Raw genomic sequence first — 14,229 nt, 5'->3', positions numbered from 1 at the left:
ATTACGCTGCCCCCATGACGGATGTCGAGGTGTACCGCGCACGCATGGAACGGGCGGTCGTGGCCGCCGCCCAGGAAGGGCTGGCGGGCCTGCTCGTCGCCCCGGGTCCCGACCTGGTCTGGCTCAGCGGCTACCGGGTCCCGGCGGACACGGAGCGGCTGACGGCCCTGCTGCTCCTCCCCGGGCACAAGCCCCGCCTGTTCGTACCGGAATTGGAGCGTCCGGACGCCGAACACGCTCCGGGTGCCGGAGCGTTGGACATCAGCGGCTGGACGGACGGCGAGGACCCGCACGCGGCCGCCGCCAAGCTGCTGGAGCCGCAGGGCCGTTACGGGGTCTCCGACAACACCTGGGCGCTGCACCTGCTGGCCTTCCAGCGGGCCTGCCCCGGGACGCACTATGCGGCGCTCACCGAGGCGCTGCCCATGCTGCGGGCGGTCAAGGACGCCTTCGAGATCGAGCGGCTCGCCGCGGCGGGCGCCGCCGCGGACGCCACGTTCGAACGGATCGCGGAGCTGCCGTTCGCCGGGCGGCGCGAACGCGAGGTGGCCGCCGACCTCGACCGGCTGCTCCGCGAACACGGCCACAGCCAGGTCGACTTCACGATCGTGGGCTCCGGCCCGAACGGTGCCAACCCGCACCACGAGGCGGGTGACCGGATGATCCAGAACGGCGACATGGTCGTCCTGGACTTCGGCGGCCTGCTGGACGGATACGGCTCCGACACCACCCGCACGGTGCACGTGGGCGAGCCGACCTCGGAGGAACGCAAGGTCCACGACCTGGTCCGGGAGGCCCAGCAGGCGGCCTTCGAGGCGGTGCGCCCCGGCGTGGCCTGCCAGGACGTCGACCGCGTGGCCCGCCAGGTGATCCGCCGGGCGGGCTACGGCGAATACTTCATCCACCGGACGGGGCACGGCATCGGCGTCACGACGCATGAGCCGCCGTACCTGGTGGAGGGGGAGCACTTGCCGCTGGCTGCGGGGATGGCCTTCTCGATCGAACCCGGGGTCTATCTGCCGGGGCGGTTCGGGGTGCGGATCGAGGACATCGTGGTGTGCACCGAGTCCGGGGCGCGGAGGCTGAACAACACGGGGCGGGGGTTGCGGGTGGTGGGGTGAGGGTGGCTTGTGGCCCGGTCCCGCCCTTTCGCCGTTTCTTGGGGGCATGCCCCCAAGCCCCCCGTTTCGGGGGCTGTGCCCCGGGCCTGGACCGCGCTGCGCGCGCCGCGCGGCGGAGCCGCAAATCGACTGCAGGTTCAAACGCCGGGCGGGCTGATTTCAGCCCGTCCGGCGTTTGAGGACGAGCGGCGGTAGCCGCGAAAGGGGGTCTGGGGCGCAGCCCCAGGAACGGCGAAGGGGCGGGACCGGGGCCCCAAACCCCTTACAGCACCCGGCGCATGATGTCCGAGTGCGTGGCCCATTCCGATCCGGATCTGACGGCGTCAGGATGGTGGCGGGCAGTCGCACATGCCACTGGATTTCGTCGTGCTGCGCGCCGCGACCTGGTGCTTCGGGGCCGGTGCCGTGACCAGCAGCCCCGAGATGAGGGCGGCCAGCAGCATGATGCCGGAGCCCCAGCCGATGGCGACGTCGAAGCCGTGCACGATGCCCTGCTTCAGGGAGCCGTTGTACGTGGCGCTGGCGGACGTGGCGATGGTGTTGAGGAGTGCGGTGCCGATCGAACCGCCCACCTGCTGCGAGGTGTTGACGGTGGCCGAGGTGATGCCCGAGTCGCGTGGCGGCACGCCGGCGGTGGCGGTGGCGATGACGGGCATGTAGACCAGGCCCATGCCGAGGCCGACGAGGATCTCGGCGGGCAGGACGTGGGAGGCGTACGCGGGCTCGACCGGCAGGAAGGTGAGCAGGAAGAGCCCGGCGGCGACGAGCAGGGTGCCGGGGACCATCAGCGTGCGGGGCGGCAGGTGGTGCAGCAGCCGGGCCGAGAGCTGGGTGGAGGACACGACGAGGGCACCGGTCAGCGGCAGGAAGCCCAGGCCGGTGCGGACCGGGGAGTAGCCGAGGACGACCTGCAGGTAGTAGGTCATGAACAGGAACATGCCGAACATGCCGATGACGGTGAGCGCCATGGTGATGAGCGCGCCGATCCGGTTCAGGTTGCGGACGATGCGCAGTGGCAGCAGGGGGCTGGGCGCGCGGGTCTGCCACCAGGCGAACGCCGTCAGGAGCAGTGCGCCGCCGCCCAGCAGTCCGAGGACGAACGGGCTGCTCCAGCCGTGGGGTTCGGCTTCGCTGCAGGCGTAGACGAGGGTGACGAGGCCGCCGCAGCCGAGCAGGACGCCGGGGATGTCGAGGGACGGCCGGCCGTCCCGGGAGGGCCGGTGGTCGTGCAGCAGCCAGGCGGCTCCGGCGAAGGCGACGAGGGCGATGGGGACGTTGACGTAGAGGCACCAGCGCCAGTCGAGGTACTCGGTGAGCAGGCCGCCGGTGACCAGCCCGATGGCACCGCCGCCGGCGGCGATGGCACCGTAGATGCCGAAGGCCTTGCCGCGTTCCCTGAGGTCGGTGAACGTGGTCGTCAGCAGGGACAGCGCGGACGGCGCGAGGAGCGCCGCGAAGGAGCCCTGGAGGGCGCGCGCGGTGAAGAGCATGCCGGGGACGTGCGCGGCCCCGCCGAGCGCGGAGGCGCCGGCGAAGCCGACGAGTCCGGTCATGAACGTGCGCTTGCGCCCGACGAGGTCGGCGACGCGCCCGCCGAGGAGGAGCAGCCCGCCGAAGGCGAGGGTGTAGGCGGTGATCACCCATTGCCGGCTGCCGTCGGAGATGCCGAGGGCGCGCTGTGCGGAGGGGAGGGCGATGTTGACGATGGTGGCGTCGAGGACGACCATCAGCTGGGCCATGGCGATGATCACCAGGACCCACCAGCGGCCGGGGGTGGACGGGGGCTCGGGTATGAAGGGCTGGTCCGTGTCGCGCATGCGACCCCCTGGGTGGCCGAAAACGTACGGTCTCCCAGATTAGGACCGGATCATGGTGCCTCGCTTGTCGGATTGACGTATTTTTCCTCCTCGCTTCCCTCCGCGTCCTCCCCTCCGCGCTCGGCCGGGGCGTTGTCAGTGCCCCGTGTCACCGTGGGAGGCATGAGCGCGAAGAAGACCGGCCCCCGGCTTCCCGACGTGCGGCTGCCTGCGCTGCAGCCCTACGAGGGGGCGGGGCTGGAGCCCGAGGGGGATTACGAAGGCGTCGAGTTCGCGGAGGCGGGGCTCGGTGGGGAGGACGGGCGGGGTGCCCGGTTCATGGACTGTGCGCTGGTCCGCTGTGCGCTGGACGAGACGCGCCTCCGCCGGGCGCGGTTCACGGACTGCGTGCTGGACGCGGTGCGCGGCGTCGGCACGGATCTCGCCGGGGCGTCGCTGCGCGACGTGGAGGTGCGCGACGCCCGCCTCGGTGGTACGCAGTTGCACGGCGCGGTCCTGGAGCGGGTGGTGATACGCGGCGGCAAGATCGATTACGTGAACCTGCGCCAGGCGGAGCTGAGGGACGTCCTCTTCGAGGGATGTGTGCTCTCCGAGGCGGATTTCGGCGGGGCCCGGCTGGAGCGGGTCGTCTTCCGGGACTGCGTGCTGCGCCGCGTGGACTTCACGGGGGCGCGGATGACGGACGTGGATCTGCGCGAGGTGGCCGAGCTGGACATCGCGCGGGGGATCGAGGGGCTGTCCGGGGCCGTGGTCAGCCCGGTCCAACTCCTCGGTCTGGCCCCGGCGTTCGCGGCGCACCTCGGGGTCCGGGTGGAGGGGGAGGAGGAGCGGGAGGGGTAGCCGGCGGCGTCACACCCGGGGGAAGCGGGCGAGCAGGTCCCAGACGGCGGGGTTGTCGGCTAGGCCCTCGTGCATGTCCGTGAGGTCGGCGGTCAGGTCGTGCAGGAAGTCGCGGGCCTCACGGCGCAGGGTGCGGTGGTTGAAGGTCAGCGGGGGCTCGTCCGGGGCCCAGTCGGCGGTGACGTCGACCCAGCCGAAGCGGCGCTCGAAGACCAGGCAGTCGGCGGACTCGGTGAAGTCCAGCTCGGCGAACTGGGTATTGGCCGAGCGGTTGCCGCGGGGGTCCTGGTCGAGCTGCTCGATGACGTCGCACAGGGCCCAGGCGAAGTCGAGCACGGGCACCCATCCCCAGGCTGTGGACAGCTCCCGGTCGGCCTTGACGTCGGCCAGGTAGACGTCGCCGCAGAAGAGGTCGTGCCGCAGGGTGTGCACGTCAGCGGTGCGGTAGTCCGTCTGCGGGGGGTCCGGGAAGCGGCGGGAGAGGGAGTAGCCGAGGTCGATCACGCTTCCGATGGTACGTACGAAACGCGCCGCCCGTGTTCCCGCCGTCTGGGTGGCGGCGGGAACACGGGCGCCGGGGTGGGGGGTGCTGCGGGACGTTCGTGAGGTGCGTGGCCGGCTGTGTGCGGCTACCGGGCGTCGATCTACTTGACGTTGATCGCGGTCCAGGTGGCGGCGACCGCCTTGTACTCGGCGCTGTTCGCGCCGTAGAGGTCGGTGGCGGCCTTCAGGGTGCCGGTGCGGGCCGCCTTGTAGTTGGTCGTGGAGGTGAAGTACGTGGTGAGCGCCTTGTACCAGATCTTGATGGCCTTGTCCCGGCCGATACCCGTGATCTTGGACTTGTCGGCGGTGGGGCTGTTGTACTTGAAGCCGTTGACCGTCTTCGCGCCGCTGCCCTCGGACAGCAGGTAGAAGAAGTGGTTGGCGGGGCCGGAGGAGAAGTGCGGGTCCAGGCCGCCGAGGCTGGAGGACCAGTAGTCCTTGGAACGGCCGTCCTTGCTGGGCTGGTCCATGTAGCGCAGCGGCTTGCCGTCGCCGTTGATGTTGATCTGCTGCCCGACGAAGTAGTTGCCCGGGACGGACTTGTTGTTCGCGTAGAACTCGACGGCCTTGCCGAAGATGTCGCTGGTCGCCTCGTTGAGGCCGCCGGACTCGCCGCTGTACTCGAGACCCGCGGTGGCGGAGGTGACGCCGTGGGTCATCTCGTGGGCGGCCACGTCGAGCGCGGTCAGCGGGTGGGAGTTGCCCTCACCGTCGCCGTAGGTCATGCAGAAGCACTCGTCGTCCCAGAAGGCGTTGACGTAGTTGTCGCCGTAGTGGACGCGGGAGTACGCGCCCTTGCCGTCGCCCTTGATGCCGGAGCGGCCGAGCACGTTCTTGTAGAAGTCCCAGGTGACCGCGGCACCGTAGTGCGCGTCCACGGCCGCGGTCTGGGCGCCGCCGCCCCACACGTCGCTGGAGTTGGTGAAGAGCGTGCCCTGGCCGTTGGTGCCCTGCGCCAGGTTGTAGGTCTTGTGGCCGCCGCGGGAGCCGTCGGTGAGCTCGTAGCCCGAGCCGGACTTGGTGGTGGTCAGCGGGACCTTGCCGCTGTAGGTGCTGGTGCCCTCGCCGGTCTCGATGGCCTCGTGCTGGTAGAGCTTCTTGCCGGTGGCCGCGTCGGTGACGACGTGCAGCTTGCTCGGGGTGCCGTCCTTCTGGACGCCCTTCACGACGGTCTCGTACGCCAGGACCGGCTTGCCCTCGGCGGCCCAGACGATCTTGCGCGGAGCCTGCGAGTCGGTCTTGCTGTTCTGCGCGCCGGCGGCGACGCTCAGTGCGCTCTTCTTCGCTGCGGACGGCGCCACCTGGGGGTTCGTGGTGGGCACGGATATCTCGGCGTCGGTCGCCTTGGTCACGCTGCGCGCGCCGCTCCTGGTCTCGTGCACGACCAGGTCGCCGCCGAGCACGGGCAGGCCGTCGTAGGTGCGCTCGTAGCGCGTGTGCACCGTGCCGTCCGCGTCCTTGACGACGTCGCGGACGACCAGCTTCTCCTTGCTGCCGAGGCCGATCTTCGCCGCGGTCGTGGAGGCCGAGCCCTGTGCGTCCTCGATGGCCGAGGCCTTCTGTCCCGCGGACAGCGCGAGCGGCAGCCCGCCGCTGTCACGGCTCCCGGTGGCGGCGCCGGCCGAGCCGGCCTGGACGCCCACGACGACCATGGCGGCGGAGGCGACGAGCGCTGCGGCGCGCAGGGAGTTCTTGCGGGGGGTGGCGGTGACGCTTCTCAACTCTGTCTCCTATGAGGGGGGTTGGGGCAGCCCACGTCGACTGCCCTGATGCAGGAGTGGTGCAGGAGCGAATTGATTCGAGCGTGCCACCGATTGCCCGTCATTGGCAGGGGCGCAACAAGGATGTGATCTGCCGTTATCCGAAGGGCGGGGCGAGGAATCCGCTATGCGGTGAACTGTGCGGTAATGGCGATGACTTGAAATGTCATCGGCCGTTCAAGTGCCGGACCGCCCGTTTGGCCTCGATGTTCGGAAATCTACCCGCACGGTATGGACCGGATATGACGGGGGGTGAGTCAGAGGTTACGGTCGCGCGCGGCCGCGGGAAGTGAACCGTACGGTTCCGGTTGGAAACGCGGTCTCGGCAGGCTTGCATCCCATTCTGCGAGACGGTGCTGCAGCCGTGCGTGGCGGAATTGGTGGACCGGGCCCACTTGGCGCAGGATGCCGAGCCGGTGGGTGTCGGCGAGGAATGTCTGCAATCGCCACGGGAGCCGGCCGCGGGCCGCCGGCACGATGCGGGCGAAGGCGTAGTGCGGCCAGGCGCGGGCGGCCAGGGCGAGGACGGGGGCCACCAGGCCCCCGTCCAGCAGACCGGCCGCCGCGCCGGAGACGGTCTCGCCGATGCCGGTCGGCACCGAGTCCGTGGCAGGAACAGCGGCAGCGGCACGCGCGCGTGCCCGCCGGGGGCCGGCAGGCCGGCCGCCTGCGACGGCACAGATGGCCGGTCAACGAGTGACCACTACGTACGGTCACAACTCGTGGGCGGAGCCGGTGATTTCGGTTACTCTCCGATCAGCGATCAACGAGAGGAGATCGAAGGTGACCGACGTACGCATCCACGTCTACGAGGACGGCGGGATACCGGCGGAGCTCTTCGCCCGCGCCGAGGCCCTGCGCGAGCAGGCCTGGCCCGGCGGCGGGCCGCACGACCCGGCCCTGCGGCCCGTCGCGATGCTGCTCGTCGCGCCGGACGGGAGCGTGCCGGCCACGCTCGACATCCTCAGCAAGGACATCGTCCACGGCGGCCGCACCTACCGGGCCTCCGGCCTCAGCGCGGTCGTCACCGACACGGCACAACGGGGCAAGGGGCACGGGCGGCAGCTCGTGGCCGCAGCACGCACGGAGATGGCCGCGCGCGGCGCGGACGTGGGGCTGTTCACCTGCGAGCGCTCACTGCGGGGCTTCTACGGGAGCGCAGGCTGGGACGTACTGGAGGGAACCGTGCTCATCGGCGGGACGCCGGAGGACCCTCTGCCCAGCGACGCCCCGGAGTTCGACATGATCACCCTGGGCGCCTTCTTCACGGAGGGAGCGCAGCGGAACGCGGACACCTTCCACAACAGCCGCATCGCGCTCTACCCGGGTGGGATCGACAGGCTGTGGTGAGTGCCGCGCCGTATCCCGGCCACGCCTTACTCAGGGTGGTCCAGCGTGGGGTCCAGCGCGGAGTCGTACACCCCGGTGCCCCGGCAGTGCAGGCACTGCCCCGCACGCCGTACGGTCTCGGCCGGGCCGCCGAAGGGGTCGATGCCGGAGACGTACGCGGCCGCCCGCGCCGCGAAGCCGGTGCCCTGACACCACTGGCAGGCGAACGCACCGCGTGGCGGGGGAGAGGACTTGCGGTCTGTCATGAGGGCCGTTCGTTCGGTGCGGTCCGGAACCGGGGCCCGGCCCCGGTTCCGGTGGTGCGGTCCTGCAATCGACAAGGAAATCAGACGGATCAGACGGATCAGAGCTGGTAACCGCACTTGGGGCAGACGTACACGTCACCGTGTCTGGTCATCGTTCCGCCGCACTCCCCGTTCGGGCACGTGATTCCCAGCGGCCGGGCTATGGCAGGCTCGCGCACTTCCGATCACACTCCGCTCTCACATTGACAGCCGGCGGGCTGCTGCTTCCCGTCGTTACTTCCTCCGTGGCAACGACCCGCGTCTGCGCACCACACGTCGGGCAGCGGCGGGTGCTGTCGTCGCGCTCCCGCTCGACTGCCTCCGCGATCCTCCGGAGCGCCTCGGCCGCGTCTTTGCCCATAGCTCCATCTTCGCTCAACGCGCGCGCGGACCGACCATGTTTCCGGGGGAGTCGAGCCAGACGGAGTGACCGGTACGGGTCACGGTCAGACCGAAGCGGTCGTGCCGCGGTTCGCCCTGGCGGACCCACCAGGCGTACACCTCCTCGGCCTCGTCCCACAGGCGACGCGGGCCGCCCTGCCACACGAGCGCCTCGGCGGTGTCGTCACGGAACATCACACAGGCCCACGAATGGCCCCGCTCCTCGGTACCGTCCAGCCCGTGCAGCCAGATCGGCCGCGTGCCGCGCCGCTTGTACGCCACCTCCTGGCGGCAGTGCGGCAACCGGACGCCGAGGGCGAACGAGAGCGGACTGCGGTCACAGAACTCCGCTTCGGTGACCGCAGTCATGGACACATCGCCCTCCGCGACTACGTTGCGCGGCTGCGCCGGGCACGGCGCCGGGGCGAGCACGACCGGCCCGGTGAACCGGCCCTCCGCGCGCCGGTGCGCACCGTAACCACTCACGGTGAGCCGCGCGAGCGCGCCGTGCTCCCCGAACGGCGTCCCCCACGGCACCACGATCACCGCCCCCGGTACGGCCTGCGCGACCAGTCGCGCGGTGTCGCCGAGTACTTCGGTGGCCTGCTGCGTCACGGGCGCACCCCCGCGGCGTCGCACTCGTCCCGGGTCGCGAGCCGCAGGGCGTGCGGTGGCGCCTCCCATTCACGTCCGCCGTCGGGCCGTCTGATCTGCACGCGCGGCCCGACGTGTCCCATCACTTGCGCGAGCGCGCCGGTGCGCTGGTCGACGACGTAAGCCCCCACGCGGTAGGTCACGGAACGCCTCCTTCGAGTTGTGATTGCGGGGTGTGCTCACAGGGTGGCGGGGCGGGGCTATGGTCGGGAGAGGGGCGCGCCGTGCAACACCCCTGTAATGGAGGGGAGTTACCCTGTGGCCAAAGGTGGGTGGCTCGGGCAGTCCCGCATCGGCTGGGGCTTCTTCGGCAGGGAGCTGAAGCGTCGCCGCGAGGCCGCCGGGCTGACGCAGCAGGAACTGGGGATGCGGGTGTTCTGCTCCGGCTCGTACATCGGCCAGTTCGAAACGGCGATTCGCAAGCCGCAGTTGGATGTGGCGCAGCGGATCGATGCCGTGCTGGGGACCGATGGGTTCTTCGAGCGGGTGTGGGAGGAGGTGATCGACAGTTCGCCGTATGCGGACTGCTTCGCCGAGACCGCGTACCTGCAGAGTCTGGCCACCGGCATCTACGAGTACGCATTGTTGTTCGTGCCCGGCCTGCTGCAGACGGCGGCGTACGCTCGGGCAATCTTCCTGGGCAGTTTCCCCTTCGCGCCGGACGGTGACATCGAGTCGAGGGTGGCTGCACGGCTTGATCGGCAGCGGATCCTTGATGATCCAACAAATCCGTTGCTGTGGACCGTCCTTGACGAGAGTGTCCTGCGGCGTCGAGTGGGAGGTGCCGCCGTGATGCGCGAGCAGCTGATGCACGTTGCATCCTTGGTGCGTGAACGGCGCATCGGGCTGCAGGTTCTGCCGTTCGATGCCGGAGTTCCTCCGGTGGATGGGTCACTTACCCTGATGACATTTGATGACGCGCCTCCTGCGGCCTACTGCGAGGGCCACAGGACAGGCAACCTGTTGGACGATCCGGCGCTGGTGGCCCAGTGTCAGCGATCCTACGATCTCGCGCGGGCCGCGGCGCTCTCGCCGGAAGCGTCCCTGTCCCTGATCGAATCGGTGGCGGAGGAGTACGCCGATGAACATTGAATCTTGGCGGAAGAGCAGTTACAGCGGGGCCGGAGACGAAAAGGGGGGCAACAACTGCCTCGAAGTCGCGGACAACATACCCGGTGTGGTCCCGGTGCGGGACTCCAAGAACCTTCATGGCCCGGCCCTGGCGTTCCCCGCCGCGGCGTGGGCCGCATTCATCGCGCCCCAAAGGGGCGCGGGGCTGTAACTATTTGCGGCTCCGCCGCGTGGGCGCGACAAGCCGCAACGCACCCGCAGCCAACACACTGCCCTCCCCGTGGAGCGCCTAGCCAGGGTTGCTGTGCAACAAGTCACGCCCAAGTGCCGTGAGCGCATGGCGAACTTGCCGCCCCTCACGCTCGGTGGTGATCGCGCCTGCTACGCGCAGCGCGGTCGCGTGGGAGGAGGCGGACGGCGAGGTGATACGGAGGCGTTCGGCCAACTGGCCGGTCGTGCAGGAGCCCTGCCCGATCGCCCGCAGGGCCCTGGCCCGGGCCGAGCCGATCAATGAGGCGAGCCCGTCCGTCAGCCGGGCCGAGGCGTATGCGGGCGGCCGCGCAGCCATCGGGTAACCCAGTGCGGTCGGACGATGCTCGGCCGGAATGGCCATGACTCCGCTCTGGAGGAAGTAGTTGGGCCGCAGGTCGAGCCCGCGTCCGCCCAAGCAGACGGTGGCGTCCCACGTGGGCCCGGCGTACCGGAGGACGCCTTCTTCGTGCCAGGTGAGCTGCGGATGCAGCTGGCTCAGCACGGTGCCGACGCCGGCTTCGGACGCGGTCCGTGCGCGATGCGCGATGTCGGTCTGCAGGTGACGCTGGATGTCGGGCCAGTGCGGGGCGATGCAGGCCCGGAACAGCGCCCAGACACCGTCGGCGAACCGCCGCAGCTCGCGAGTGCCTGCGCCGCACAACTCCGCCACGATGGAGGGCAGTTCCTGATCCGGTCCGTAGAACGCGGCATCCGGAACAGCGAGGAGGATGTCGAGTTCATCGGTGAGCCGCTGGCCGGAGGCCTCCCGGAGGAAGTCCGGAACACCTTTGAAACTGGCGTTGACCAGCTCGAACACAGGGGCGGCCCGGAGAGGCACATGCCGTCTCTCCTGGCGCCACCAGAGATCACGGTTGGCCGAGGCGCCGAAAGTAGCGGTGCTCCGCCCGTGCGGCACCGCTGAGCACATGGTCCATGGGCGAGATGCCGAACCGGACTCTCGCCATGTCGGCAACGCCGAAGTGAAGTTCGAGCACCGTTCCCCCCGTGGTCCAGCCGACCTCAGACGCACGATAGTGCGACGAACACGACAGTCAAGGGCGACGGTTTCGCGACTATTAGGCGCAGCATCGAACAGCTGGCGCGCACGACACCGTCTCGCCACCATGGGGCGACCCGACGGCTCGAGCGAGTCGACGAGAGAGGGGAATCCCGTGATCAAGCTGTCGACGGCCACTCCCACAGCCGGTGTGCCGGTTCTGCCGCCGGAGAAGAACGGCGTCTGCGGAAACGGTTGTTGATTCGTCCATCAGCTCAGCACGCCGTGTGACGGCCCCGCACCGCGCGGGGCCGTCACACGGCACTCACGTCGGCGGGGAGATCCATGTCAGCGATGCCTGCAAGGGACACCGAGCTCACCGGTCCCGTCTTACCCATCCCGCCCATCCCGCAGGAGCGGGTGAGCGACTACGTCCGGGTCAGCGACCGGGCCTATCTCCATGCCGGCCGGCAGCGCGTACGCATGGTCTACGCGACGCGCACCGGCTCGATGGTCGCCGTACCCGAGGAGGCCGGCCTGCGGCTGGCCCAGGGGTCGCTCGAAGGAATCGACCCCGAACTGCTCGACGGGCTCCGGGAGATCGAGGCCGTCGTCACGGGCGGACAGGAGGAACTGGACACGGTTCTGGACCGCCAGCGTACGGCCAGCGCCGATCTCAGCAGCCCGCGCTACGTGCTGTTGCCCACGACCTACTGCAACATGGGCTGCTCCTACTGCGGCCAGCAGCACACGCGTGGCCGGCTCTCCGGACGGCACCGGGACGCCGTCGCCCGCCGCGTGCTGGCGGGGATCGGGAGGAAGACCACGCGCACGGTGACGGTGAGCTGGTTCGGCGCGGAACCGATGATCGGCTACCCGATGATCCGGGACCTGAGCGCCCGTTTCACCGCGGCAGCGCACGACAGGGGCGTCGGATACGTCTCGCGCATGGTCACCAACGGCACGCTCCTCACGCCCGAGAAGCTGCGCGTTCTGCGCCAGGAATGTCAGGTGACCAGATACGACGTCACCTTGGACGGTCCGGCTCGCATCCACGACGCCCACCGGCCGCTGCGCAACGGGCGCAGGTCGTTCGACCGCATCACCCGCGTTCTGCTGGAGGCCCTGCAGGACGACGTCCTCGCCGATGTGGGTTTCGTCCTCCGCACCAACATCGATGTGGCCAACGCGGACTGGGTGGCCGAGTACCTGGACACCATGGCGGAACTCGGGTTCGGCGACGGCCGGGTCTTCTTCAACCTCGCCCCGGTCTACTCCTGGGGCAACGACGTATCGCGCATAGAGCTCGACCGGCGTCACTACGCACGGCAGGAAGTCGAGTGGATGCGCCGCATGCACGGACTCGGACTGCATTTCGTGGCACTGCCGACAGAACCGGAGCACGTGCTGTGCGCTGCCGTCTCGCAGTCCGTGGAGATCCACAGCAGCAGCGGGGCGATGTTCTCCTGCTCGGAATACCCGCTGGTACCGCAAGAAGAGGCGACCGGCGGGCTCGGCCCGATCGAGACGCTTCCCGTCCATGCGATCCGCCCGCTCGGCCCCTTCGACGACTGGCACGACGCCGTCGCCGCGGGCGAGACACCGTGTCACACCTGCTACTTCTTCCCGGTCTGCGGCGGCGCCTGCCCCAAACAGTGGCGTGAGGGCAATACGCCCTGCCCGCCGTACAAGTTCACGCTCCAGGAGCGCTTCGATCTCGTGGCCGAGATGAACGGGCTCACGCCCGCGCCATGTTGATCAACAGGAACTTCACGCTCCTGTGGTTCGGGCAAGCCCTCTCGCTGGTCGGCGACTACGCCTGCGGTACCGCCGTGCTGCTGTGGGCGAGCACCGACCTCCTGCGCGGCAAGCCGTATGCGCCGAGCGTCACGGCTGCGCTGGCGGTGGCCGTGTCCGTCGTCCCCATCCTCGTCGCACCGGTCGCCGGCGCCCTGGTCGACCGGTGGGACAAGCGGCGGACCATGCTGCGCTCCGAACTCTTCCGGGCCGCTGTCATCGGCCTGGTGACCGTACTGGCCTTCCTGCCCTCCGGATACGTTCCGCCTCTGGCGCTGCTGCTGTGCATCGGCGCCGCCGAGGCGCTGATCTATGCGGCGGCCCCTTTCTTCCGCCTGTCGCGGTTCGTCGCGATCAGCGATGTGGTGCCGCCCGAGCAGCATGGCCGTGCGTTCAGTTACACGCAGACGGCCGCGGCACTGGCCACGATCGTCGGGCCGATGGCGGCCGCGCCGCTCGTGTTCACTCTCGGGGTGCGCTGGATGCTCGCCTTCGACACGCTCTCGTTCCTGGTGTCGTACTTGGCGATCCGACGGGTGCGGTACGTCGTGCCGTCCCGCCACACGGAGAGCGGCGGGACGGCACAACAACAGGGAAGGCGTCCGACGCGATACGAATTCCTGGGCGCCGTGCGTCTGTTGGCGGGCAGCCGCACGCTCCGGGCCATTCTGACCGCAGCCGTGCTCACCACGGTGGGAACGGGCGCACTGAACACGTTGGAGGTGTACTTCGTCCCGGAAAACCTGCACGCCTCGCCGAGCTGGTACGGGACGCTCGAAGCCGTCTTCGGCGCCGGGACGATCGGCGGGGCCCTGCTCAGTGGACGGCTGGGCGACCGGGCCGGGCACACCCGGGTGTTCAGGATCAGCCTGCTGCTCTTCGGCCTCCTGCTGATCGGCTATTCACGTACGACCGACATCCCGGCCGCCCTGATCGTCTCCGTCCTCTTCGGTCTGGCGCTCGGCGCGCTGAACACGGTCAGCTCCCCGCTGATCCTCCAGGAGACACCACGCGACCATCTGGGCCGGGTCATGGCGGTCTTCGACCCGATCTCCCAACTCGCCTCGCTGATCTCCGTTGCCCTGTCGGGCGTGATTGCGGGCACGCTGCTGGACGGATTCCACGGGCACTGGGCGGGCATGGACTTCGGCCGGATCGACATCGTCTTCCTGGCCGGCGGAGTCTTCACGGTGGCTGCCGGGCTCTATTCCTTCGCGGCCTTTCGCCGGCCTTCCCCACCGGCCGCGGCACCGGCCGCGCCGGCGGAGAGTTCGACGGTGCCCTGACAGTCGTCAACGCCCCGCCTCTTTATGCTCTCTCCGCAGACGCGACAGGGATCAGGAGAGGAAATCGGGCTCGATG

General features: G+C 69.7%; 15 protein-coding genes. 7 read left to right on the top strand and 8 right to left on the bottom strand.

The window, feature by feature from the left end; all coding sequences use genetic code 11:
* The first annotated feature begins 14 nt into the window (after positions 1-14).
* Entirely contained in the window at positions 15-1,121 is a 1,107-nt protein-coding gene (locus tag ACLHRZ_RS38950; protein WP_490423316.1) for an aminopeptidase P family protein, read from the top strand.
* 323 nt (positions 1,122-1,444) lie between these two features.
* Here the strand turns inward: ACLHRZ_RS38950 and ACLHRZ_RS38945 are convergent, their stop codons facing one another.
* Positions 1,445-2,938: an MFS transporter gene (locus ACLHRZ_RS38945; RefSeq protein WP_490423315.1), complete on the bottom strand. Its 1,494-nt coding sequence runs from the start codon at positions 2,936-2,938 to the stop codon at positions 1,445-1,447.
* 162 nt (positions 2,939-3,100) lie between these two features.
* Here ACLHRZ_RS38945 and ACLHRZ_RS38940 point away from each other — a divergent pair, with 162 nt between their 5' ends.
* Positions 3,101-3,778, top strand: coding sequence for a pentapeptide repeat-containing protein (locus tag ACLHRZ_RS38940; protein ID WP_490423314.1), 678 nt, complete (start codon positions 3,101-3,103; stop codon positions 3,776-3,778).
* A 9-nt stretch (positions 3,779-3,787) separates the two neighbouring features.
* Here ACLHRZ_RS38940 and ACLHRZ_RS38935 read toward each other — a convergent pair whose 3' ends face one another.
* From ACLHRZ_RS38935 to ACLHRZ_RS38925, 3 genes are all read right to left on the bottom strand, one after another.
* Entirely contained in the window at positions 3,788-4,282 is a 495-nt protein-coding gene (locus tag ACLHRZ_RS38935) for a hypothetical protein (protein ID WP_490423313.1), read from the bottom strand.
* A gap of 140 nt (positions 4,283-4,422) precedes the next feature.
* Positions 4,423-6,042 (bottom strand): M4 family metallopeptidase, encoded by a 1,620-nt coding sequence (locus ACLHRZ_RS38930; protein ID WP_490423312.1) that lies wholly within the window; start codon positions 6,040-6,042, stop codon positions 4,423-4,425.
* A gap of 296 nt (positions 6,043-6,338) precedes the next feature.
* On the bottom strand, positions 6,339-6,680 hold the full coding sequence (locus tag ACLHRZ_RS38925; RefSeq protein WP_490423311.1) for a hypothetical protein: 342 nt from the start codon (positions 6,678-6,680) through the stop codon (positions 6,339-6,341).
* Positions 6,681-6,864: 184 nt separating this feature from the next.
* Here ACLHRZ_RS38925 and ACLHRZ_RS38920 point away from each other — a divergent pair, with 184 nt between their 5' ends.
* Positions 6,865-7,431, top strand: a complete 567-nt coding sequence (locus ACLHRZ_RS38920; RefSeq protein WP_490423310.1) for a GNAT family N-acetyltransferase — start codon at positions 6,865-6,867, stop codon at positions 7,429-7,431.
* Positions 7,432-7,457: 26 nt separating this feature from the next.
* Here ACLHRZ_RS38920 and ACLHRZ_RS38915 read toward each other — a convergent pair whose 3' ends face one another.
* The 3 genes from ACLHRZ_RS38915 to ACLHRZ_RS38905 form a co-directional block, all read right to left on the bottom strand.
* Positions 7,458-7,676 (bottom strand): hypothetical protein, encoded by a 219-nt coding sequence (locus tag ACLHRZ_RS38915; RefSeq protein WP_490423309.1) that lies wholly within the window; start codon positions 7,674-7,676, stop codon positions 7,458-7,460.
* 414 nt (positions 7,677-8,090) lie between these two features.
* Positions 8,091-8,711, bottom strand: a complete 621-nt coding sequence (locus tag ACLHRZ_RS38910; RefSeq protein WP_490423308.1) for a methyltransferase domain-containing protein — start codon at positions 8,709-8,711, stop codon at positions 8,091-8,093.
* A complete protein-coding gene (locus tag ACLHRZ_RS38905; RefSeq protein WP_490423307.1) occupies positions 8,708-8,893 on the bottom strand; it encodes a hypothetical protein in 186 nt (61 codons plus the stop codon). The genes ACLHRZ_RS38910 and ACLHRZ_RS38905 overlap by 4 nt, the downstream gene beginning before the upstream one ends.
* A gap of 115 nt (positions 8,894-9,008) precedes the next feature.
* On the opposite strand from ACLHRZ_RS38905, the gene ACLHRZ_RS38900 reads away from it, so the two are divergent.
* Together ACLHRZ_RS38900 and ACLHRZ_RS38895 are read left to right on the top strand one after the other, a co-directional pair.
* On the top strand, positions 9,009-9,842 hold the full coding sequence (locus ACLHRZ_RS38900; protein WP_490423306.1) for a helix-turn-helix domain-containing protein: 834 nt from the start codon (positions 9,009-9,011) through the stop codon (positions 9,840-9,842).
* The gene (locus tag ACLHRZ_RS38895) at positions 9,832-10,032 is read left to right on the top strand and encodes a DUF397 domain-containing protein (protein WP_490423305.1); all 201 of its coding nucleotides are present in this window, start codon (positions 9,832-9,834) and stop codon (positions 10,030-10,032) included. Before ACLHRZ_RS38900 ends, ACLHRZ_RS38895 begins: the two co-directional genes overlap by 11 nt.
* A gap of 78 nt (positions 10,033-10,110) precedes the next feature.
* On the opposite strand, the gene ACLHRZ_RS38890 is transcribed toward ACLHRZ_RS38895, so the two are convergent.
* Complete coding sequence (locus tag ACLHRZ_RS38890) at positions 10,111-10,890, bottom strand: ArsR/SmtB family transcription factor (RefSeq protein WP_490423304.1); 780 nt, start codon at positions 10,888-10,890, stop codon at positions 10,111-10,113.
* Positions 10,891-11,424: 534 nt separating this feature from the next.
* Between ACLHRZ_RS38890 and ACLHRZ_RS38885 the strand changes: the two genes are divergently transcribed.
* Complete coding sequence (locus tag ACLHRZ_RS38885; RefSeq protein ID WP_490423303.1) at positions 11,425-12,828, top strand: radical SAM protein; 1,404 nt, start codon at positions 11,425-11,427, stop codon at positions 12,826-12,828.
* Positions 12,822-14,153 (top strand): MFS transporter, encoded by a 1,332-nt coding sequence (locus ACLHRZ_RS38880; protein ID WP_490423302.1) that lies wholly within the window; start codon positions 12,822-12,824, stop codon positions 14,151-14,153. Before ACLHRZ_RS38885 ends, ACLHRZ_RS38880 begins: the two co-directional genes overlap by 7 nt.
* The last annotated feature ends 76 nt before the right edge of the window (positions 14,154-14,229 follow it).

The organism is Streptomyces sp. AM25 (assembly GCF_058146165.1).
The sequence above is the reverse complement of the archived record's forward strand: the minus strand, read 5'-3'. Positions and strand labels throughout refer to the sequence as shown.